Source organism: Oceanibium sediminis, from assembly GCF_003265325.1.
In the GTDB taxonomy this organism is placed as follows: domain Bacteria; phylum Pseudomonadota; class Alphaproteobacteria; order Rhodobacterales; family Rhodobacteraceae; genus Halovulum; species Halovulum sediminis.
In genome coordinates this window covers 743,748-766,484 of record NZ_QGNX01000001.1, presented here as the reverse complement: position 1 = coordinate 766,484, position 22,737 = coordinate 743,748, and the positions used below count along the sequence as shown (strand labels likewise).

At 65.0% G+C, this 22,737-nt stretch carries 20 protein-coding genes; 16 read left to right on the top strand and 4 right to left on the bottom strand.

Annotated elements, in window-relative coordinates; genetic code table 11:
- Nucleotides 1-543 carry a cupin domain-containing protein gene (locus tag DJ029_RS03640; RefSeq protein WP_112320948.1) on the bottom strand — a complete coding sequence of 181 codons (543 nt, stop codon included), beginning with the start codon at nt 541-543 and terminating at the stop codon, nt 1-3.
- Nucleotides 544-774: 231 nt separating this feature from the next.
- Nucleotides 775-1,227, bottom strand: a complete 453-nt coding sequence (locus DJ029_RS03635; protein ID WP_112320947.1) for a GNAT family N-acetyltransferase — start codon at nt 1,225-1,227, stop codon at nt 775-777.
- Between the two features lie 298 nt (nt 1,228-1,525).
- Between DJ029_RS03635 and DJ029_RS03630 the strand changes: the two genes are divergently transcribed.
- From DJ029_RS03630 to DJ029_RS03555, 16 genes are all read left to right on the top strand, one after another.
- Nucleotides 1,526-4,024, top strand: coding sequence for a cation:proton antiporter (locus DJ029_RS03630; protein ID WP_112320946.1), 2,499 nt, complete (start codon nt 1,526-1,528; stop codon nt 4,022-4,024).
- A gap of 199 nt (nt 4,025-4,223) precedes the next feature.
- The gene (locus tag DJ029_RS03625) at nt 4,224-5,435 is read left to right on the top strand and encodes an ROK family transcriptional regulator (protein WP_112320945.1); all 1,212 of its coding nucleotides are present in this window, start codon (nt 4,224-4,226) and stop codon (nt 5,433-5,435) included.
- Entirely contained in the window at nt 5,432-6,694 is a 1,263-nt protein-coding gene (locus DJ029_RS03620; RefSeq protein WP_112320944.1) for a M20 family metallopeptidase, read from the top strand. Before DJ029_RS03625 ends, DJ029_RS03620 begins: the two co-directional genes overlap by 4 nt.
- 20 nt (nt 6,695-6,714) lie before the next feature.
- Nucleotides 6,715-7,767: a substrate-binding domain-containing protein gene (locus DJ029_RS03615; RefSeq protein WP_112320943.1), complete on the top strand. Its 1,053-nt coding sequence runs from the start codon at nt 6,715-6,717 to the stop codon at nt 7,765-7,767.
- A 63-nt stretch (nt 7,768-7,830) separates the two neighbouring features.
- Nucleotides 7,831-8,889, top strand: coding sequence for a substrate-binding domain-containing protein (locus DJ029_RS03610; protein WP_112320942.1), 1,059 nt, complete (start codon nt 7,831-7,833; stop codon nt 8,887-8,889).
- 66 nt (nt 8,890-8,955) lie between these two features.
- Nucleotides 8,956-9,906, top strand: a complete 951-nt coding sequence (locus tag DJ029_RS03605) for an ABC transporter permease (protein WP_112320941.1) — start codon at nt 8,956-8,958, stop codon at nt 9,904-9,906.
- A 12-nt stretch (nt 9,907-9,918) separates the two neighbouring features.
- Nucleotides 9,919-11,118, top strand: coding sequence for a YhfX family PLP-dependent enzyme (locus tag DJ029_RS03600; protein WP_112320940.1), 1,200 nt, complete (start codon nt 9,919-9,921; stop codon nt 11,116-11,118).
- A gap of 4 nt (nt 11,119-11,122) precedes the next feature.
- Nucleotides 11,123-11,860 (top strand): ATP-binding cassette domain-containing protein, encoded by a 738-nt coding sequence (locus DJ029_RS03595; RefSeq protein WP_112320939.1) that lies wholly within the window; start codon nt 11,123-11,125, stop codon nt 11,858-11,860.
- Nucleotides 11,861-11,891: 31 nt separating this feature from the next.
- Nucleotides 11,892-12,671 (top strand): glucosamine-6-phosphate deaminase, encoded by a 780-nt coding sequence (gene nagB / locus DJ029_RS03590; protein ID WP_112320938.1) that lies wholly within the window; start codon nt 11,892-11,894, stop codon nt 12,669-12,671.
- 416 nt (nt 12,672-13,087) lie between these two features.
- Nucleotides 13,088-14,668, top strand: a complete 1,581-nt coding sequence (locus DJ029_RS03585; protein ID WP_112321331.1) for an ABC transporter substrate-binding protein — start codon at nt 13,088-13,090, stop codon at nt 14,666-14,668.
- A 69-nt stretch (nt 14,669-14,737) separates the two neighbouring features.
- Complete coding sequence (locus DJ029_RS03580) at nt 14,738-15,838, top strand: M24 family metallopeptidase (RefSeq protein ID WP_370445227.1); 1,101 nt, start codon at nt 14,738-14,740, stop codon at nt 15,836-15,838.
- Entirely contained in the window at nt 15,832-16,839 is a 1,008-nt protein-coding gene (locus tag DJ029_RS03575; RefSeq protein WP_112320937.1) for an ABC transporter permease subunit, read from the top strand. Before DJ029_RS03580 ends, DJ029_RS03575 begins: the two co-directional genes overlap by 7 nt.
- Before the next feature lie 137 nt (nt 16,840-16,976).
- Nucleotides 16,977-17,885: an ABC transporter permease subunit gene (locus DJ029_RS03570; RefSeq protein WP_112320936.1), complete on the top strand. Its 909-nt coding sequence runs from the start codon at nt 16,977-16,979 to the stop codon at nt 17,883-17,885.
- A gap of 3 nt (nt 17,886-17,888) precedes the next feature.
- Nucleotides 17,889-18,866: an ABC transporter ATP-binding protein gene (locus tag DJ029_RS03565; RefSeq protein ID WP_112320935.1), complete on the top strand. Its 978-nt coding sequence runs from the start codon at nt 17,889-17,891 to the stop codon at nt 18,864-18,866.
- Nucleotides 18,863-19,831 (top strand): ABC transporter ATP-binding protein, encoded by a 969-nt coding sequence (locus DJ029_RS03560; RefSeq protein WP_112320934.1) that lies wholly within the window; start codon nt 18,863-18,865, stop codon nt 19,829-19,831. The genes DJ029_RS03565 and DJ029_RS03560 overlap by 4 nt, the downstream gene beginning before the upstream one ends.
- A gap of 186 nt (nt 19,832-20,017) precedes the next feature.
- Nucleotides 20,018-20,845, top strand: a complete 828-nt coding sequence (locus DJ029_RS03555) for an inositol monophosphatase family protein (protein WP_112320933.1) — start codon at nt 20,018-20,020, stop codon at nt 20,843-20,845.
- Here DJ029_RS03555 and DJ029_RS03550 read toward each other — a convergent pair.
- Both DJ029_RS03550 and DJ029_RS03545 read right to left on the bottom strand, forming a co-directional pair.
- Nucleotides 20,842-21,678 (bottom strand): glycerophosphodiester phosphodiesterase, encoded by an 837-nt coding sequence (locus DJ029_RS03550; protein ID WP_112320932.1) that lies wholly within the window; start codon nt 21,676-21,678, stop codon nt 20,842-20,844. The genes DJ029_RS03555 and DJ029_RS03550 overlap by 4 nt on opposite strands.
- Nucleotides 21,671-22,735 carry an ABC transporter ATP-binding protein gene (locus DJ029_RS03545; RefSeq protein ID WP_112320931.1) on the bottom strand — a complete coding sequence of 355 codons (1,065 nt, stop codon included), beginning with the start codon at nt 22,733-22,735 and terminating at the stop codon, nt 21,671-21,673. Before DJ029_RS03545 ends, DJ029_RS03550 begins: the two co-directional genes overlap by 8 nt.
- Nucleotides 22,736-22,737: the final 2 nt, after the last annotated feature.

The window sequence follows — 22,737 nt, the reverse complement described above, 5'->3', positions numbered from 1 at the left end:
TTACCGCTTCAGCTTCGCCAGCGGGTGATCCTCGGGGTAGGTCGGGGTCACGGGCTTGGGGTTGCCGATCATCACGCACATCAGCGCTTCCTCGATGCCCTCGTTCCGCAGACCGCGGTAGACCCCCGGCGGCACCGAGATGATGTCACGCTCGGTCAGGACGGTTTCGACTTCCTCGCCCTCGTGCTCGATGAAAAGGCGGATCTTGTGGCCCTTGAGGATGAAGAACACCTCTTCCGCGTCCCGGTGAATGTGCAGCGGACCTTCGCAGCCAGCGGGCAGGACCATGGTGGAGAAGGTGAAATGCTCGGCGGGAACGACGTTGTCGTCGCTTTTCACGCCGGTCGCGCCGGTGCCGATATAGCGCATCTGGGCGCGCTGGTACTTGGGATCGTAGTCGGCCTGAAACTTCAGGGCGTTCCAGTCCAGCGTGCGCGTTTCGTAGCGCGCAACGCGGCTTTCGATCCAGTCGCCCAGGGACTTTCCGTCAGGAATCTGGACGTCACTCGGCTCGATGGACGGAAATTTTTCTGGCGCGGCCATTGCATGTCTCCTAGGTTTGTTCATTATTGAACGTAATGTTCATATAAGAATTGCAACTTTGAAGCGCCAAGTCAAGGGCCGAGGCTTCGCGATGCCCCCGCGCCCGCGTCTCGGAACAGTCGCAGGGCACGACAGCAGGCGCGGCGCGCGGAAAACCGGCGATCACAGAGGGGTCAGAACACGGAACGGCGTGGGTATGCGGGGCAACGGCATGCGCTGCCCCGCCAGGGACTACCCTTGCAGCACCATTTCGGCGTTCTCAAAGGGCAAGCCTTCGCTGTCGGTTGCTCGTCGCGAAAGCTCCCGGAAGCCCAGCGCCGTGTAGAACGCCAGGGCCCGGGCGTTGTCGGTATAGACCTCCAGCAGCAAGCTGCCCTTCCGTTCCAGGGCGTGGGCAACCAATGCCCGACCTGCGCCATGCCCTTGCCGATCAGGGGCGACGAACAGCCCGCCAATGAAATCGTCAAGCAGACTGATGAACCCCACCGGCAGACCGGATTGGCATGCGACCCAGGTTTCCGCCTGTGGCAGATACCGTGTTTCGATCAGGACACGCTGCGCGCGCAGACGCTTTTCGCCGATGAAGGCATGCGCCGAGAGGGAGGCCTCGAACCAGATGGCAGATAGGCTCTCAAGGTCCGCCGCCTCGTCATAGGCGCGGATCGTCAGGTCATTGGCGTTCATGATATTTCCGTAGATAAGAATGCAAACAGAGACAGCGCCCAATGGGCACTGCAATTCGCCGCCTGTTGCGGTCAATTTCAGCCTCTGCGCATGAATCTCCTTCTACCGATGGAGTAAGGTACCGCCGTATCCGTGCGGATACAATCGGTCTCAGGGGTCCAGCGAGAACGCCGTGGCCCGGGCGGACCGAACGACTCCGGGCAAAGTCACGACAGCTTGACCGAACCGCAGTGCTTTTTATCAACGCACGCCGTACAGGCCAGTTTCCCCGGACTGAAATTCCAGCTATTTCAAACCTATGGACATAGTTCTGGTTACGGCGGTCATCGCATCCCTTTTCGTCATCGTTGGCGTCGCCGAGCCCCTCGCCGCGCGCCTGCGTCTGCCTTACAGCGTGATCCTGGCCGTCCTTGGTGTCCTGATCGCCCTTGGCGCGATCTTCTTCCTGCGCACGGAGCTGACCGATGCGCTGAACCCCGTGGCGGAGGCGATCCTCGGGCTTCCGATTCGATCCAACGTCTTCCTCTACGTCTTCCTGCCGACGCTGCTGTTCCAGGCCACGCTGGGGATGAACCTGCGCCAGATGCTGGACGACTGGGTGCCGATCCTTGTGTTGGCGGTCGTGGCCGTCGTCGTCGCGACGCTGAGCGTGGGCTACGCGCTGTCCTGGGCAAGCACGCTGCCCCTGGTGGCCTGCCTGCTCATCGGGTCGATCGTGTCCACCACGGACCCCTCGGCGGTGGTGTCGATCTTCCGATCAATCTCGGCCCCGCGCAGGCTTGCCCGCATCATCGAGGGCGAAAGCCTGCTGAACGACGCCGCCGCGATCGCGCTGTTCGGCCTGTTCATGGGGTTCGTGATGCTCGGCGTGCCAGACCCGAGCCTTGCGGACGCGCTCGCCCGGTTTCCGCGCCTGATCGCGGGCGGCGCGTTCACGGGCTGGCTGGCGGCCCGGATCGCCGTGTGGCTCATGGCGATGTTCAACCGTCATGAATTGGCGCAGATCTCCATATCCGTGGCGCTGCCCTACCTGGCCTATATCGTCGCGGAACAGAGCATCGGCGCCTCGGGCGTGATGGCGGTGGTCGCGGCGGGGCTGACGCTGAACCTGACCGGGCCGGGGCGCATTCAGCCGCAGGCCTGGGCCAACCTGCGCGAGTTGTGGCACGTGCTGGCCCACTGGGCGGGGGCGCTGATCTTCATCCTGGCCGCCCTGCTCATCCCCCGGCTGCTGCAAGAGGTGCGCGCCGAGGATTTCATCCTCGTAGGCGTCGTGATCCTTGCCGCCATCGTCGCGCGCGCGGTGATTCTGTTCGCCCTGCTGCCGGTGATGGCGGCGCTCAGGATCTCGCCCGTCGTGGATCGGCCCTACCGGGTGGCGATCCTTTGGGGCGGGCTGAGGGGCGCGGTCACTCTGGCGCTGGCGCTGGCGGTGACGGAAAGCTTCCGCGTGCCCGACGATATCCAGCGCCTAGTCGGCATCCTGGCCACCGGGTTCACGCTGTTCACACTGATCGTGCAGGGCACGACGCTGCGGCTTGTGATCGGCTGGCTCGGCCTTGATCGGCTTTCCCCCATTGACGAGGCCCTGTCGCGGCAGGTGGTCGCCGTGGCTCTGCAAACCGTTCGCGAGGATGTGGCCCGCGCCACCGACAACTACGAGCTGGGCCACGACATCGTGCGGGACGAAGCGAAGCGCTTCGGAGAGCGGCTGGATACCGCGGTGAAGATCGCGGAGGACAACGCCGGCATCCTCGACCGCGACCGCATCACGCTGGGGCTGATCGCCCTCGCGGGGCATGAACGCGGCACGATCCTCGCGCGGGTGCGGGAGCGGACCATCTCGGCCCGGATGGCGGAACAGGTCCTGTCCGATGCCGACCGGCTGATCGAGGGCACGCGCACCGGCGGGCGCACCGGCTACCAGCGCGCGGCGCGGCGCAGCGTCGCCTATGGCCCCGCGATCCGGGCCGCGCTGCTGTTGCACAACCGGCTCGGCCTGCCCGCGCCGCTGGCGCAGATGACCGCGGACCGGTTCGAGCGGCTGTTGTCGCAACGGCTGATCCTGCGCGACCTGGGCAGCTTCATCGACAGACGCATCCGGCGGATCCACGGGCGGCGGGTGGCCGAGGTGCTGCATGAACTCCTTTCCCGCAGGATCGAGGCGGTGGAAACCGCGCTCACCGGGCTGCGCCTGCAATATCCCGGCTATGCCGAGCGGCTGGAACGCCGCTTCATCCGCCGCACCGCCCTCAGGCTGGAGGAACGGGAATACGCTGCGATGCGCGAAGACGGGCTGATCGGCGCCGAGGTCTATACCGCGCTGATGCAGGACCTGGGCGCGCGCCGGGCCGCGGCGGAACGGCGCCCGGGCCTCGACATCGCGCTGCAGCGGACCGCGTTCATCGAGCAGTTTCCCCTGTTCAAGGATATCGAGCCGGGCGCGCTGAAGCGGCTGAGCCGGGCGCTCAAGACCAGGTACGTCAATGCGGGCGAGGTGATCGTCAGCAAGGACAGCGCCGCGAAAAGCGTCTTCTTCATCGCCACCGGCGCTGTCGAACTGGAGAGCGCCGGCCAGACCTGGCGCCTGGGCCGGGGCGAGATGTTCGGACAGATCGCCCTGCTGACAAAATTCACCGTTCGCGCCGAGGTCCGCGCCATCGTACCCTCAACCCTTCTCGTGCTGGACGGCGCGCAATTCCAGCGCGTCCTCGAGCGCAGCGAGGTCCTTCAGGCCGCCGTTCGGGCGAGTGCGGAGAAACGTGGGATCGAGCCGGACGGGCTGTCCTTCGGCTGAGCCAGAAGCACCGGAGCTGACCGGATTCGCACGCCGTAGGGCGCGATCATCCCCCGCCTTCCAGCGCAAGCGCTGCCGCTTGCGCGCGGACGCACCTCGCTTTCACCCCGTTAAAAACATGGCTTTACGCCTCTCTCAACGAAACTCTTGACACGAATCTCATTAGTTCGTTCTATTACCGAACTAATAGGATGGCGATATGATCGGTTCACGAAATCTTTCCCGGCAATTCTCGCGTTCAGCGATTATCCAGGCAATCACGTCCGAGGGACCCGTCTCCAGGGCGAGCCTTTCCAAGCAGGTTGGCCTGTCAAAGCAGACGGTGTCCGAGATCGTTTCCGACCTGGAAGCGGAAGGCTGGATCAGGGAAACCGGCCGGACCGCGGGGCACGTCGGGCGCTCGGCCACGACCTATGAGCTGGTGCCCGATGCTGCTTTCGTTTGTGGCGTGGACCTGGGCGGTACGAAGGTGCGGGCGGCCATCATCGACCTCAGCTGCCGCGTCGTGGCCGAGCTGACCGAGCCGACCGATGCAGAAGGCGGCGCGAAGGTCGTCGCGCAGATCGGCACGCTGTGCCGACGCGCCGCCGAGGACGCGGGCGTCGACTGGGCCAGGGTCATGTTCGCCACGATTGGCGTTCCCGGCGTGCCGGACCGGAACGACGGCTCCGTCAGGATGGCGCCGAACATCAGCGGGATCGCCGACATGGACTTCGCCGGGGCCGTGGAGGCCGCGCTCGGCTTTGGCGTCCAGGTGGAAAACGACGTGAACCTTGCCGCCATCGGCGAGCAGTGGAGCGGTTGCGCTTCCGATGTCGACAACATGGCCTTCGTCTCGCTCGGCACGGGGATCGGGGCCGGGATCATCGTGGGCGGCCAGATCATTCGCGGCTCCATCGGCGCGGCGGGGGAGCTTGGCTTCCTGCCCTTCGGCGCGGACCCGTTCGACCCCAACTCCCTCAGGACCGGCGCGTTGGAGCGTCAGGCTGGCTCCATCGGGATGGTCAACCGCTATGCGGAACTGTCCGGCAAGAAAACCGATGTGAAAACCCTGTTCGACCTGGCCCTTTCCGGTGACGAGGATGCCCTTACCGTCCTGGAGGAAACGGCACGGCTGGTGGCGCGGATGATCGCGACGATCGGCGCGGTCGTCGATCCGTCGATGGTCGTCCTGGGTGGGTCGATCGGACAAAGGGCGGAACTGCTCGAACGGGTGGAGGCCGCGCTCTCCGCGTGCTTTCCGAACGCCATCGATATCCGGCGCTCGTCCCTCGGCGATCATGCCGCCCTTGTCGGGGGGGCCGCCGTGGGGCTTTCGCACCTGCATCACTCGATCTTCGCGGCCGGGCTGAACAACGTGGAAATCGCGTTGCCCCAACTGTTCGCACCGGCATGGAAGGGCGTGGCATGACCATGAACGCGCAGCTCGAAAGCCGTCTCGATGCGGCGCTGGACAGGAAGAAGGCGCTGGTCCTGCTGAAGGGCGCCATCGCGCGCAACAGCATCACCGGGCAGGAGGCCAATTTCGTCGCCTTCCTGTCCGACGAGATGCACAAGCGCGGTCTTTCCCCCGAAACCGAGGAGTTCCTGCCGGGCCGCCCGAATATCTGGCGCGCACGCAGCGGCAATGGCCGGGGCAAGCGGCTTCAGTTCATCGGCCATACGGACACTGTCCATGTCGACGGGTGGCGCGAGCACTGGCAGGGAACCGAGCGTGAGGACCCCTTCGGTGCCGCCGAGGTGGATGGCGCGATCTGGGGGCGCGGCGTGACCGACCTCAAGGGCGGCATCTGCGCGGCGCTTGCCGCCCTCGACCTGCTGGACGATGCGGGCATCGAACTGGCGGGGGACGTGGCCTTTGCCTTCGTCGGCGACGAGGAAAGCGGCGAAGAGGGTAGTGGCATCAGCGCCGGCGTCGCCCATTGGACCGACAAGGTGCAATCAAAGCTGATCGCCCGGCCCGACTTCGCCATCTACGTCGAGCCGACCAGCCTGTCCGTCTATACCGCGCAGATCGGCTTCTTTATCGCCGATGTGAAGGTTACCGGCCGCTCCGCCTATTTCGGCCGGCCCGACCTGGGCGTCGATGCGCTGAAAGCCACCCACGCCATCCTCGCCTCTGTCTGGAACCACGCCGAAGCGCGGCAGTCGCTGACGCCGCACCCGCTGACGGGCCCGTCCTCGGTCCTCGTGACGGGGCTGGAGGGTGGCGGATACATCGCCGTACCGGGCGAATGCCGCTTTTCGGTCATCGGCTCGCTTCGGCCCGGGGACAGCCTGGACGACGCGGTGGCGGCGTTCGAGGCGGCGGTGCGCTCCAACCCCGTCGAGGACGGGATCGGGATAGAGATCACCTACCCCGCCGGGCGCGACCACGCGTTTGGCGGCACACCGGCGGAAATCCCGACCGACCTGCCCGAGGTTGCCGCGCTGAAGGCCGCCGTATCCAGCGTCGCCCCCGAACGGGGCCGGACCGGGGGCGCGCCCTTCTGGTCGGAAAGCTCGTTCCTGATCAACCGGCTCGGCGTGCCCACGGTCTACTGCGCGCCGGGGGATATCGCCTGCTGTCACACGTCCCAGGAACACCTGGCAATCGACGAATACCTCGCCGCGATCCGCGCCTATGCGCGGTTCATCGTGGCCTACTGCGGAACACCAGAAACTTCATAATCAAACAGGGAGTAAGAACCATGAAACTTTACCAGACACTTACCATCGGCACCGCCGCCCTTGCCCTTTCCATGGGGGCCGCGCTGGCCCAGACGGTGGGTCCGCAAGGGGAAACCGCGACACCGTCCTCCGAAGTCACCGTTTCGGACGACCTGGCAGCCAGCCTTCAGGGCCAGGGCCATACCGCGGCGCTGCTGTGGCACGACCAGTCGGACTTCGTAAACGCCGTGACCGCCGGGGCCACCGACGAGTTCGAGCGCCTCGGCATCGAGGTGGTGACGACCACCTCCGCCGCCTTCGACGCCGCCAAGCAGCGCAGCGACATCGAAACCGCGCTCGCCCGCTCGCCGGACATCATCCTGTCGCTGCCGCTCGATCCGGTTACCTCCGCCGCCGCCTTCGCCGAGGCACGGGAAGAGGGGATCGCGCTCGTCTTCCTGTCGAACCTGCCGTCGGGCTTTCAGCACCCGCAGGACTATGCCGCGATCGTCACCGACGATCTGTTCGAGATGGGCAAGCAGGCCGCCGACGCCCTTGCGGCCTCGATCGGGAACGAAGGCACCGTCGGCTGGATCTTCCACGACGCCGAGTACTACGTGACCAACCAGCGCGACAACGCCTTCAAGACCACGATCGAGAACGACTACCCGGATATCGAGATCGTCGCCGAGGCAGGAATCAGCGATCCGGCGCGCGCCGAAGAGATCGCCAACGCCATGCTGCTGCGCAATCCCGACCTGTCGGGCATTTACGTCACATGGGCCGGCCCCGCCGAGGGCGTGCTGGCCGCGCTGCGCGCGAACGGGAACAGCACGACGAAGATCGTGACCCTCGACCTTAGCGAGCCGATCGCGCTGGACATGGTCAACGGCGGCAATGTCGTCGCGATGGTCGCGGACGAAGCCTATGAACTGGGCCGCGCCATGGCCGCCGCCGGCGCACGCCAGCTTGCCGGTGAGGAAACGCCGCCCTTCGTGGTCGCCCCCGCGATCACCGTAACGGCGGACAACGTGGCCGAGGGCTGGATGCAGTCGCTGAACATCGCGGCGCCCGCAAGCGTCACCGGCAACTGACGAAGCCATTGCGAACGGCGCCCCGTTGCCGTTCGCAATCCGCCCCCCTCAAGGAGATCCAGGATGAACATTCCTTTTTCAACGGCCCTCGCGGCTGCCTTCCTGAGCACAACCCCGGCATTCGCCGGGGAGCGCCCGGAAACCGTTGGCCCCAATGGCGAAACCCCGACCCCCGCAGCAACCCTGACCCTGACCGAGGCCCAGGTGAGCGAGGTCGCGACGGGCGGCTATACGGCCGCGCTTGTCTGGCACGAACAGTACGATTGGTCGAACGCGGTTGCGCGCGGCGCTAAGGACGAGTTCGAGAGATTGGGCATCGAGGTGATTGCGGAAACAAACGCCGCATTCGATCCCAGCCGCCAGAAGAGCGATGTCGAGACGGTGATGGCGCGTGATCCTTCGATCATCATCTCGCTGCCCATCGATCCGCCGACAGCCGCGAACGTGTATGGCATTGCCCGCGATGCAGGCGTGAAGCTGGTCTTCATCGACAACGCCGTCCAGGGCTTCGACCATGGCACGGATTACGTTTCGGTCGTTTCCGCTGACCTCTTCCAGATCGGGAACCGGGCGGCCATCGCCCTGGCGGACGCCATGGGCGGCGCCGGAACCGTCGGCTACATCTTTCATGACGCCGATTTCCCGGTCACCAACCAGCGCGATGGCGCGTTCAAGTGGACTATCGAGAACGAGTACCCCGATATCGAGATCGTCGCCGAAGCGGGAATGACCGATCCCGCCAACGCGGAAGATATCGCCAGGGCCATGCTGGCAAGGAACCCGGACCTCGACGGCATCTATACCCCCTGGGCCGAGCCGGCCTTGGGCGTGCTTTCCGTCCTGCGCCAGCAGGGCAACACCGACACGAAGGTCGTGACCATCGACCTGAGCGAACCGGCGGCGCTTGACCTCGTGAACGGTGGGAACATGGCCGCAATCATCGCAGACGAGGCCTATGGCATCGGGGTAACGGCGGCCCGCGCCGCGGCGGCCAGCCTTCTGGGGCAGTCCGTGGAGCCTTTCCTGGTAGTCGATGCGCTTTCCGTCGGCCCCGGGAATATCGCTGAGGTCTGGAATGCCGCCATGAACATGGACGCCCCCGAAAGCCTGACCAAGAAATAAGACGCGCGTTGCCGGGGCCGGCAGACCAAAAACCGGCCCCGGCACTTCAAAAACAGGGTAAAAACGATGTCGCCAACCGCTATTTTCCGCAAGTACGAGCTGCAAAACTACATCGTCTATCTTGGCTTCATCGCGATCTTTCTGTTTTTCGCGGTTACGCTCCATGATGCCGGGTTCACCTCGACCCGGAACCTGACGAACATCATCCTGCAAACCGCACCGGCCACGATCATGGCCATCGGGCTGGTATTCGCGCTGTCGGCGGGTGAGATCGATCTTTCCTTCGGCTCCGCCGTGGCCGTCTCGGCGCTGTCGGCGGCGGTTGTGATGCAGATCCTGCCGATGCCGCTTGCCATCCTGGCCGGGCTTGGCGCCGGGCTGGCCATCGGGGCTTTCAACGGCATCCTCGTTGCCTGGCTGCGGCTGCCGTCGTTCCTGGTCACGCTTGCCACGCTGGGGCTGTTTGCCGGTGTCGCAAGGACCATGACCGACCTGCGCTCGATCCCCGTGACGAACAGCGCCTTCACCGGGTTCTTCGGCTCGGGCGAGCTGCTCGGCATTCCGTCGCTCGTCTGGTGGACGATCATCGGCGTGGCCGTCGGTCATGTCGTCTATCGCCACACCCGGTTCGGGGCGCATGTCCTCGCCACCGGGGACAATGCGCGGGCAGCACAGGTGTCCGGCATCAAGGTGCCGCGCGTCCGCTTCCTGGTGCTGACGATCTGCGGCGGTTGCGCGGGTCTTGCCGGGCTGCTTTACGCCGGTCGTCTTCAGGCCGCGAAATATACCCTGGGTGAGAGCGACCTGATGATCGTGATCGCCGCCGTCATCGTCGGCGGCACCGCCCTGAACGGCGGCAAGGGGTCGATCATCGGGGCGCTCATCGGCTCGCTTCTGATGGGCATGCTGAACAACGGGCTGATCCTGATGGGGCTTCAAGTGTCCGACCAGATGATCGTCCGTGGCCTCATCATCCTGATCGCCGTGGCGGCTTCGCTGCGCGACACCTCACGCTGAAGGAGGACCCTCATGTTTCTAGACCTGCTCACCCGGCGCAATCCGGCGCTTGTCGAAGCGGCCATCGCCCTGCACCAGGACGGAAAGCTGCCGGCGAACTGCTACGTGCTCGACCTTGATACCGTCGAGGACAACGCACGCATATTTACCGAGAAGGCCAGTTCCCTCGGGCTGAAGACCTTCGCCATGACCAAGCAGGTCGGGCGGCATTCAGGCTTCTGCCAGGCGGTCATGCGCGGCGGGATCGAGCGCTGCGTCGCCGTGGACATCGCCTGCGCCGTGGCCTGCCATCGCGCCGGTCTGAACGTCGGGCACCTCGGGCATCTCGTGCAGGTGCCAAGGGGGGAAGCCGACCTGGCCGCCGGGTACCTGAAGCCCGACTACTGGACCGTGTTCAGCGACGACAAGGCAGACGAAGCCGCGCAGGCGGCGCATCGCGCCGGGCGGGACCAGGCCCTGCTGGCCCGCATCCAGACGGCGGGGGACACCTTCTATCGCGGGCATGAGGGCGGGTTCGACGCGGACACGATCGTCGATGTCGCCGACAGGATGGACGCCCGCGACGGCGCGCATTTCGCCGGGATCACGACCTTTCCCGCACTTCTGTTCGACCAGGAAACCCGCAAGGTCAAACCGACGCCGAACCTTTCGACCCTGAACAGGGCCGCCGAGGCGCTGGCCAGGGCGGGACGGACGGGGATCGAGATCAACGCCCCCGGCACCACGTCATCCGCCGTGCTGCCCGCCCTGGCAGAGGCAGGCGCGACCCAGTGCGAGCCCGGCAACGGCCTGCACGGCACCACGCCGCTTCACGCGGTGGAGGATCTGCCCGAACGCCCCGCCGTCCTGTACCTGACCGAGGTTTCCCACAGACATGCCGACAAGGCGTATTGCTTTGGTGGCGGGCTATACATCGATCCGGTCTTCCCGGAATACGACGTTCAGGCCATCGTCGGCAGCGATCCGGCGCAGAAGGCCACACGCTCGGTCGAGATTCCGAAGCGCGAGTCGATCGACTACTACGGGATGATCGACGCAACCGGCGCCGCCAGCCCGCAGACCGGCGACAGCGTCGTCTTCGGCTTCCGGGGTCAGGCCTTCGTGACCCGCGCCTATGTCGCGGGCATTTCCGGCATCGCCAGCGGCACCCCCACCGTCACGACAATCGAGAACATTTTCGGCCAGCGCGAAGCCTGGCCCGACCTGAGGTGATCGCATGACACAGCCAATTCTCGCCCTCAAAGATATTCACAAGGCCTTCGGCGGCGTTGTCGCGATCGAGAACTTCTCGCTCGACCTGTATCCGGGCGAGATCGTGGCCCTGGTCGGAGACAACGGCGCGGGCAAGTCCACCCTGATCAAGATCGTCTCGGGCGTGTACAAGCCGACCTCGGGCTCGATCCGGCTGGACGGCGAGGACACCAGCTTCTCCGATGCCTCCGGCGCGCGCGAAGCGGGGATCGAGGTCGTGTACCAGGACCTTGCCCTTGCGGATCAGCAACCGGTCTACATGAACATGTTCCTGGGGCGTGAGCTGACGAAGGGGCCGTTCGGCCTGCTGGACAAGCGTAAGATGATGGACGACACGCAATCGCTGGTCGATGAGCTTGACGTGCGCATCCCCTCGTCCCGCGCGACGATCCGCGATCTGTCCGGCGGTCAGCGCCAGGGGATCGCGATCGCCCGCGCGACCCATTGGGCCAGCAAGCTGATCCTGCTGGACGAACCGACCGCCGCGCTCGGCGTCGCGGAAACCGCCCGGGTCGAGGAACTGGTCCTGTCCCTGAGGGAGCGCAACATCGCCATCCTCATCGTGAGCCACAGCCTTGACCAGGTGTTTCGCCTGTCCAACCGCATCTGCGTTCTGCGGCGCGGCAAGCAGATCGGCGTGCGCGAAACCGAAAAGACCGACAAGAACGAGATCATCGCCATGATCACCGGGCTTCAGACCTGACGCGCCGGGAACAGAATTTCAGAGGGACGCCATGGAAGTCATTATACGCCCGAGCACGGAGCAGGCCGTGGACCTTGTCGCGCGGCTCATCATCGCGCGGCTGAAGGAAAAGCCCGACGCGACCCTGGGCCTTGCCACCGGCAGGACGATGGAGCGGCTCTACGCCAATCTCGTCGCCAGCGGCGTGTCCCTTGCGCAGTGCCGGACGTTCAACCTTGACGAATACATCGGCCTGGAGCCGGGCGATCCGAACTCCTACCGCAGCTACATGCAGACGCATCTTTTCGATCACGTGGACATCGATCCCGCCAACACCCATGTCCCGGACGGCAGCGCCAGCGACCTGAAGAAGGCCGCCGAAACCTACGAGCAGGCGATTCTCGCCGCCGGGGGGATCGACTTGCAGCTTCTCGGCATCGGAGAGGCCGGGCACATCGGCTTCAACGAACCGCTGTCGTCCTTCATGTCCCGCACCAGGGACAAGTCCCTGACCCCGACGACCCGCGCACAGAACGCCGAGATGTTCGGCGGCAACCCCGAAAACGTGCCGAAGCGCGCCTTGACCATGGGCGTCGGCACGATCCTCGATGCGAAGGAACTCGTCCTGCTGGCAACCGGGCCCGCCAAGGCCGCGATCGTGGCGAAAGCGGTCGAAGGCCCCGTCACATCGATGGTCAGCGCCTCTGCGATCCAGATGCACCCGAACTGCAAGGTCGTGGTGGACGAGGCCGCCGCAAGCGCGCTGTCGGGGCGCGATTACTACGACTTCGTGTTCCAGAACGAGCCCGAGTGGGAGGATTACCGGACCTAGACCCGGCCACCGACAAACAGCCCCCGGCTGGCGGTGCGCCGGGCCTCGTTGACCCCGGTTTAACCTGCGCATGGCCACGCGGTCATGCCCGGCAAACCGCTGACCCTGCCGCCGCTGCATAACTATCCCTTCCGGCCTGCGCCGCCTCGCAGCTTTTCCGACCTTCGGTTTTCGTGACGTTAACAGTGGCCGCCTCAACCGGGGCGGCTCATTTGCCGTCCCCAATGACACCAGTCAATCTGCCCATTATACCAAGCCGATTTCGGGGTCCGTCCAAGCGTGACTCGTGGTCATCTGCGGCACACACATCTTGTGCCCTTCGTCGCGCTGGTCACAGAGAAAGAATGCTGCTTAACTGAATTATCATATGAGGACCTGCCAGGTCCGAAATTGGAGGAAAAGTAATCGTGTCACAAATAAGAAAATCAACGCTGCTTGCGACAGCTTTCGCGCTGATCGCCTCGGCGGCAACAGCGCAATCGCTGGTTTATTGCTCGGAAGGCTCGCCCGAGGGCTTTGATCCGGCGCTTTACACGTCCGGTACGACCTTCGATGCCTCGAGTCACCCGATCTACAACCGGCTGGTCGAGTTCAAGGTCGGCACCACGGAAGTGATTCCGGGCCTCGCCGAAAGCTGGGAAGTGTCGGAAGACGGTCTGACTGTCACCTTCAACCTGCGCCAGGGCGTCAAGTTCCACGCGAACGACATGTTCACGCCGTCGCGGGACCTCAACGCTGAGGATGTGATCTTCAGCTTCGATCGCCAGGGCAATCCCGACAACCCCTACAACACGGTTTCCGGCGGCACCTGGGAATACTACGGCGGCATGTCGATGCCCGATCTGATCGAAAGCATCGAAGCGCCCGACGACTACACCGTGGTGTTCACGCTGACCCGTCCCGAGGCACCTTTCATCGCCAACATGGCAATGGACTTCGCCTCGATCGTGTCGAAGGAATACGCCGACGCCATGATGGACGCCGGCACCCCCGAAATGGTGAACCAGGCGCCGATCGGCACCGGGCCCTTCGTCTTCCAGGCCTACCAGAAGGACGCCGTGATCCGCTATCTGCGCAACGACGACTACTGGGGCGATCCGGCAAGGGTGGAATCCCTGATCTTCGCGATCACCCCGGACGCCAGCGTGCGCTACCAGAAGGTGCAGGCAGGCGAATGTCACGTCACCGCTTACCCGAACCCGGCCGACATCCAGGCGATGAAGGACGACCCCGAGATCGTGGTGATGGAGCAGGAAGGCCTGAACGTCGGCTACCTGGCCTACAACACGCTGGTGGCGCCCTACGACAACCCGAAGGTCCGCAAGGCCCTGAACATGGCCATCGACAAGCAGGCCATCATCGACGTGGTGTTCCAGGGCTCCGGGCAGATCGCCAAGAACCCGATCCCGCCGACCATGTGGTCCTACAACGATGCGATCGTCGACGATCCCTACGATCCCGAGGCGGCCAAGGCGATGCTGGCGGAAGAAGGCATCACCGAGCTGGACATGAAGATCTGGGCAATGCCCGTCCAGCGGCCCTACAACCCGAACGCCCGGCGCATGGCCGAGCTGATGCAGGAAGACTTCGCCCAGATCGGCGTGAACGTGGAAATCGTCTCGTACGAGTGGGGGGAATACCTGTCCCGCAGCCGCGCGCTCGACCGTGACGGCGCGGTCCTTCTGGGCTGGACCGGGGACAACGGCGACCCGGACAACTTCCTGGCCGTGCTGCTGGGCTGCGACGGACTGGAGAACTCGAACCGCGCCAACTGGTGCCACCAGCCGTTCGAGGACCTGATCCAGCAGGCCAAGGTTCTGCCGACGCAGGAAGAGCGTCAGCCACTCTATGAAGAGGCGCAGGTCATCTTCAAGGACCAGGCGCCTTGGGCCACCATCGCGCATTCGGTCGTCTACATGACCATGCGTCCCGAGGTTGATGGCTACGTCGTGCATCCGCTCGGCGGCCACATCTTCAACCAGGTGGGCCTGAAGTAAGACAAACCCGAACGGGGCGGCCGACACGCCGCCCCGTTCGCCATGACGAAGGTTTTCCGTTTGACCCAAATGCTTTCCGATCGGCTGGCGGCCTATGCCAACGTGGCCCGCAACCTGAAGGTCGATGCCGTGGCGCTGGTGCCGGGGCCGAATTTCACGCGCTGCGTGTCTCACAGTTTCATGAGCCACGAGCGGCCGTTTCTGCTGGTGATTCCGGCCAAGGGCGCGCCCGCGGCAATCGTGCCCAACCTCGAACTGCGCAGCTGGGACCTGGTCGGGTTCGAAGGCGCCGTTTTCGACTGGCGCGACCAGGACGGCTATGACGCCGCCTTCGCAGCGCTGGCCGCGCATATGGGCCTGTCATCGCTGGCCGTGGAAGGCCAGATCATGCGTGTCTTCGTTCATCACGCGCTGAAGAAGGCGCAGCCCGATCTTAGGATCATCGATGGAGAGGCCGCCATCTCGGGCTTGCGCATGATCAAGACCGACGACGACATCGCCGCGATCACGGCAGCGATCCGGATTTCGGAACGCGCGCTGGAGCGCACGCTTTCCGGCGTACGCCTCGGCCAGACCGAGAAAGAGATCGAGCAGGCGCTGATCCAGGCGCTTTTCGCCGAAGGGGCCGAGGATCATGCCTTCTTTCCCATCGTCGCCGCGGGCGACGGGTCGGCCCGGCCCCATGCGAAGGCGCGGTCCGACTATGCCGTGAAGGCGGGCGATGCGCTGCTGATCGACTTCGGGGCGCGCAAGCACGGGTTCTGCGCCGATATCACCCGTACGGTCTTCCTCGACCACGTCACCGACGAGGGCCGGGACGTCTACGAAACAGTGCTGGCCGCCAACCGCAAGGGGCACGCCGTGACCCGCGCGGGCGTCACCGCGCATGAGATCGACGACGCCGTCACCGGGGTGCTGGAGGCGTCGCCCTATGCCGACCGCATCCGCACCAAGACCGGCCACGGGCTTGGCCGCGACGTGCACGAGGCGCCCTACATCATGCGCGGTAATCACACCGTGCTGGAGGCGGGCACCGTCTATACCAACGAGCCGGGCCTTTATCAGATAGGCAATTTCGGAGTACGGATCGAAGATGACGTGCTGGTCACCGAAACCGGCTCCGTCTCCCTGACGTGCTTTCCAACGAACCTTCAGGTGCTCAAATGCTGAAATACATCATCTCGCGCCTGCTGACCTTCGTGCCGACCTTCCTGGGCGTCACGCTGATCTCATTCGCCTTCATCCGGGTCCTGCCCGGCGACCCGATCATCGTGATGGCGGGGGAGCGCGGGCTGACCGACGAGAGATATGCCGAACTTTCGGCCCAGTTCGGGTTCGACCGGCCGATCTACGCCCAGTTCTGGGACTACTTCACCGGGGTTCTGCAAGGGGATCTTGGCCAGTCCTTCGTGACCAAAAGGCCGGTCTGGGACGAGTTCTTCACGCTGTTCCCCGCGACGCTGGAACTGTCGATCTGCGCGATGATCTTCGCCGTGGCCCTTGGGTTGCCTGCCGGGGTGATCGCCGCGGTGCATCGCGGCAAGTTCTTCGACCGCGCGCTGATGTCGACGGCGCTGGTGGGCTACTCGATGCCGATCTTCTGGTGGGCGCTGCTGCTGATCATCGTCTTCTCGGGCAACCTGCAATGGACGCCGGTGTCGGGGCGGATCGACCTGATCTACTACTTCCCCGACCCGACCGGTTTCATGCTGATCGACAGCCTCACCTCGGGGCAGAAAGGCGCTTTCGGGTCAGCCGTTCGCCACCTGGTCCTGCCGACCATCGTGCTGGGCACGATCCCGCTTGCGGTGATCGCGCGGCAGACACGCTCTGCCATGCTGGAGGTTCTGGGCGAGGATTACATTCGCACCGCGCGCGCGAAGGGCCTGTCCTCAGGGCGGATCAACGGCATCCACGCGCTCAGAAATGCGCTGATCCCGGTGATCACGGTGATCGGCCTGTCGGTCGGCACCCTGCTGGCCGGCGCGATCCTGACCGAGACGATCTTCAGCTGGCCAGGCATCGGCAAGTGGATGGTCGACAGCATCTTCCGCCGCGACTACCCGGTCGTGCAGGGGGGCCTGCTGCTGATCGCCGTCATGGTGATGATCGTGAACCTGACCGTCGACATGCTTTACGGCGTCATCAACCCCAAGATCAGGAAAAGCTAGATGACGATCCTGTCCTGCATGACTGAGCAGACCGCGCGGCCGCGTCCGGCCCGGGCGGACGCTGGCAAAAGCGCCGACGCCACCCGTGGGGTTCCGGTCCGCGGGCGCGCAGCATTCCAAAGCAAGGCGAGCCGACCATGACCGAAGCATCCGCCACCCCCCCGACAGGCTCCGCACCGGCCCGTTCCGGCCGCCTTCGCGAATTCTGGTACTACTTCCGGGAAAACCGCGGCGCGGTCTTCGGGCTCTGGATCTTCGTGGCGTTTGCGCTCTGCGCCGCCTTTGCGCCGATCCTGTCGCCCTATGATCCGACCGAGCAGTTCCGGCAGCACATCCTGCAACCCCCCGCCTGGCAAGAGGGCGGCAGCTGGGCGTTTCCCCTGGGCACCGATCCCCTGGGCCGGGACATGTTGTCGAGGCTGATCGAAGGCGCGCGCTACTCCTTCTTCGTGGGCATCGTCGTGGTGACCTTCGCGGCGTCCGGGGGCATCCTGGTCGGCCTGATCTCGGGCTTCGCGCCGAAATGGCTGGACATGATCATCATGCGGATCATGGACATCATCCTGGCCTTCCCCTCGCTGTTGCTGGCGCTGGTGCTGGTCGCAATCCTGGGCCCGTCGCTGACCAACGCGATGATCGCCATCGGAATCGTGTTGCAGCCCCACTACGTCCGCCTGACCCGCGCCAGCGTCATGTCCGAGCGGAAGAAGGACTACGTGACCGCCGCCCGCGTCGTGGGTGCCAGCCGCCTGCGGCTGATGTTCGTCACCGTGCTGCCGAACTGCCTTGCGCCGATCATCGTGCAGGCGGCGCTGTCCTTCTCCACCGCGATCCTGGACGCCGCCGCGCTCGGCTTTCTGGGCATGGGTGCGCAGCCGCCGACCCCGGAATGGGGAACGATGCTTGCCGAGGCGCGGGAGTTCATCCTGCGGGCCTGGTGGGTGGTCACCTTCCCCGGCCTCGCCATCCTGGTCACGGTGCTGGCGATCAACCTGATGGGCGACGGACTACGGGACGCGCTCGATCCGAAACTGAAGCGGAGCTGAGCGATGAGTCTTCTGTCCATCCGAAACCTCAGCGTCGATTTCGCCACCGCCTCGGGCCGTTTCCGGGCGGTCGACTCGGTCGATCTGGACGTTGACAGGGGCGAACTGGTCGCCATCGTCGGGGAAAGCGGCTCAGGCAAATCGGTGGCGATGCTGGCGCTGATGGGCCTGTTGCCCTGGACCGCCAAGGTCACCGCCGACGAGTTGCGCTTTGACGGGATCGACCTGCGCGACGCCGGGCGTCAAACCCTGCGCAAGATTATCGGCAACGACCTGGCCATGATCTTTCAGGAGCCGATGTCGTCGCTCAACCCCTGCTTCACCGTGGGCTGGCAGATCAAGGAGGCGTTGCGCGCGCATATGAACCTCGATCGTGCGGCGCGGCATCGCAGGGCCATCGAATTGTTCGAACAGGTGGGCATCCCCGACCCGGAAAAGCGCCTGTCGGTTTTTCCGCACCAGATGTCGGGGGGTATGAACCAGCGTGTGATGATCGCCATGGCCATCGCCTGCAGGCCGAAGCTGCTGATCGCCGACGAGCCGACCACCGCGCTGGACGTGACGATCCAGGCGCAGATCCTGGACCTGCTGACCGACCTCCGGGCCGAGAACGGCATGGCGCTGGTGCTGATCACCCACGACATGGGCGTGGTCGCCGAAACGGCCGAGCGGGTCTGCGTGCAGTATTCAGGCCAGAAGGTCGAGGAACAGCCCGTCGTGCCGTTGTTCGAGACGCCGCATCATCCCTATACCGCCGCGCTGCTGGATGCGCTGCCCGAACGCGCCACCGAAAAGCACCTGCCGACGATCCCGGGCATCGTGCCCGGCCAGTTCGACCGGCCCGAAGGGTGCCTGTTCTCGCCACGGTGCAAATTCGCCGATGCGCGGTGCAAGACCGAACGGCCCGTGCCGCTTGGCCCCGAATTGGGCAAAGCGCGGTGCCATTATCCGCTCAACACCGGGACCAGGATTGCCTCATGACCACACCCGTGATGTCGGCCAAGGGCCTGTCCCAACACTACAACGTGGGCGGCAGCCTGTTCACCAAGCCGCAGGTTCTGCGCGCCGTGCAGGGGCTGGACTTCGAGCTTCAGGCAGGCAAGACGCTGGCCGTAGTGGGCGAGTCCGGCTGCGGCAAGTCCACGCTGGCACGCATGATCACCATGATCGAAGAGCCGACCAGCGGCAGCATCGTGCTGGACGGCAAGACGATCACGCCGGCGGATTGGGCAAAGCTGCGCACCACTGTGCAGATCGTGTTCCAGGACCCCTATGGCTCCCTCAACCCGCGTCAGACGGTTGGAAAGATCCTTCAGGAACCCCTTCTGATCAACAGCCCCGGGATCTCACCCGCCGAGCGTGAGCAGAAGGCGCGCGAGATGCTGAGCCTCGTCGGATTGCGCAATGAGCATTTCGACCGGTATCCCCACATGTTCTCAGGCGGCCAGCGCCAGCGGATTGCCGTTGCCCGTGCGCTGATGCTGGAACCCCGCGTGCTTGTGCTGGACGAGCCTGTCTCGGCGTTGGACCTGTCGATCCAGAGCGCGATCCTGAACCTGATCGTTGACCTGCAAGAGCGTCTGAACCTGGCGTATCTGTTCATCAGTCACGACCTCAGCGTGGTGCGCCACGTGGCCGACGACGTGATCGTGATGTACCTGGGCCGCGCCGTGGAAAAGGGCCGCAAAGAGGCGCTTTTCGCAGCGCCGCAGCACCCCTACACGAAGGCGCTGCTTTCGGCGACGCCGCACGCCGATCCGACGCAAAAGACGCAGCGCATCAAGCTGGAAGGTGAACTGCCGTCTCCTTTGAACGTGATGCCCGGTTGTCCCTTTGCGCCGCGCTGCTGGAAGGCGCAGGACATCTGCCGCCAGACGATGCCCGACCTTGTCGGCAACGAAAACCAGGTGGCCTGCCACTTCCCTATCGGGCCGGATGGCACCTGAGGGCTGCATGACCTGAGGACGGCGCCGCGCAAACGCAATCGCGTTGCGCGATGCCGGTTCCACCTGACGCCGAAGGACGGCAGGAAGCCGCGCGCCAGCGGCCGCCATGTCATCAAACATTCACTTGTTCATATGGGTCCCGGCCCTCAATAAGCCGCCTGGAAATTCCCATAGGAAAGAATGAAAATGACCTCTCCCGCTATTGAAACCTACCTGCCTGAGAACGCCAGCGATGACCTGCGGGCGATGGCGAAGGCGGCGCTGATCGGTGGCGATATCGCACGCCGCACGATGCGCAGACAGACCGCCAGCGAGATGGTGTTCAAGGGGCGTCATGACTACCAGACCGAGGGCGATGTCCAGACGGAAGCCGCCATCGTGGCCGCCCTTCTGGACGCCTTCCCCGGATGCGGCATCGACGGCGAAGAAGAAGTCGGAAACCGCGCCGCCAACTCGGATCGTCCGACCTTCGTGATCGATCCGATCGACGGCACCACGAACTACGCATGGGGTATTCCCCATTTCGGCGTCGTGATCAGCCGCCTCATGGACGGCGAAGTCGTCGGGGCGATCACCTATGACCCGATGATGGAAGAGATGTTCGCCGCCGAAAAAGGGCTGGGGGCGTGGCTGAACGGGCAGCGCCTGGATGCGCGCGGCACGTCGGACGTTGAAAACACCGTCGTCGGCGCCGGGCTTCCGATCAGGGGGCAGGTGCAGTCCGTGTCGGAAGAGGTCTATCACCGTGCCCTGCGCCGCGCGATGGACAGCACGTCCGGCGTGCGTCGCCTCGGGAGTTCCGCGCTTTCCATCGCCTACGTGGCGGCCGGGCGCCTGGACGGTTTCTTCGAAGACATGCTGGGACTGAACGACTACGGCGCCTCAGTCCTCATCCTGCGTGAGGCAGGCGGCATCGTGACCGGCTTCGACGGAGAAGAGATCAAGGCCCCCGGCGCCATCCTCGCGGGAAGCGCCGGGCTGCATCCGTGGCTGCTGGATGGCTTCAGGGACTAACGAAGCGCCGAATAGAGACCCTCGGGATCGTCGGTCGTGATCTGGTCCACACCCAGTTCGACCAGCTGTTGGCACAGGCGCACGGTCTCGGGGGTGACTGCCCTGATGGTATAGGCATCGATGCGCCTGCCCCTGGCATGAAACGCCGCGATCATGTCGAACTCGCGGCCCAGCGCATCGAGGATGAGGCCGATATCAAGATAGATCAGCCCCGCACGCCCTGCCTCTTCCATCGCCCGCGCCACGAACTCCGCATCGTCGCCAGAGGCTTTGAGCCTGTCCATCGTGCCGAAATGGCAAGGATCATGGCCGATTTGCATGTCCGGCAGGGCATTCGCGAGCTGCGCGACGGCCATTGCGTCCCCGCCCGACAGGATGACGTGGCGCTGAACCGGCCTGACGGCCCGGGCAAACGCCAGGCAATCCGCCGCTGTCAGCGTTGCGGATGTCTCCTTCAGGTCCAGCTGCAAGAGCGCGCCGGTGCCGATCACGGTTTCGGACAGGCTGGCGCACAGGTCGGACAGAAGGGCAATGCGCGTGTCGGTCGCGCGCCCGTCATTGTCGCGGCGCGTGTGGCCGCGCAGACAGGCATGTGTTGCATCCGCCACCAGTCCGGTGCCTGTCGTGGCGCGGTCCAATGTCTCGTCATGCAGAACGGCGAAGCCGCCGCCCGCATGTCGCACAATGTCGATTTCCACGGAGGCGCCGCAGCGCATCCCCTCGACGATCCGGTCCGGATCGAACTCCATGTCCGCGGCCCGTTTGCGCCCGCGGTGCCATTTCAACCACGTCCGACCTTTCGCATGGTCCAGTGCAATCGGGGCCTCAGGCATGGGAAAGCTCCCGTGCGGGGCGCGGGCTCACCTCGGCCAGCTTCTTCTGCCCCCGGAACAACGTGACCCGGTCGGCCGTCAGGGTGACACCGTCGCCCGCTGCGAAGCGTGCGGACGGTGGGCACATGGCCTTGACCCGCGTTCCATCGGCAAGGTCGATATCGACGAGCAGATGCGAACCATAGTCGGTCGTGCGATGGACTTTCGCTTGCGGAGCCCTTGCGGGGGCGACCGTCAGCGCCTCCGGGCGGATCGCCAGTTCGACCGGTCCGTCGGCGACCGGGGCCTCGACGGGGAAAAGCGGGTGATCGGCGCGGCCATGTCGCATGTCGCAGGCAAGGAAGTTCATCGACCCGATAAACCCGGCCACGAAACGCGTCTCGGGGGCGCGGTACATCCTGTCCGGGCTTGCGACCTGCTCCAGGTCGCCCTGTTGCAGAACGACGATCCGATCCGCGAGGGCGAGCGCCTCGTCCTGGCCGTGGGTGACGAAAAGCGTGGTGATGCCAAGCCGCCGCTGGATATCGCGCAATTCCTCGCGCAGGTGTTCGCGCAGATGCTGGTCAAGGCTGGCGAACGGTTCGTCGAGCAGCAGGATCTTCGGTTCAAGCACCAGCGCGCGGGCGATCGCGACGCGCTGTTGCTGTCCGCCGGAAAGCTGCCAGACCCGGCGAGTGCCATAGTCCTTTAGCCCCACGAGGCCGAGGGCATCCGCCACCTTCGCCTGAATCTCGCGCCGGGGCATCCGGCGCAGTTTCAGCCCGAAGGCGACATTGTCCGCGACGGACATGTGTGACCAGAGCGCGTGGCTCTGGAACACCATGCCGGTGGGGCGCTTTTCCGGGAGGATCAGCGTGACGTCCTGCCCGTCGATCAGGATCGACCCCCGATCCGGGGTTTCGAACCCGCCCACCATGCGCAGAATGGTGGACTTCCCCGAACCGGACGGTCCCAGAAGGCAGACGAGTTCGCCGTCGGCCACATCGAGTGAGACGTCGCGGATCACGTCCGTGCCGTCAAAGGATTTGCCGATATTCTTGAGAGAGAGTTGTGCCATGG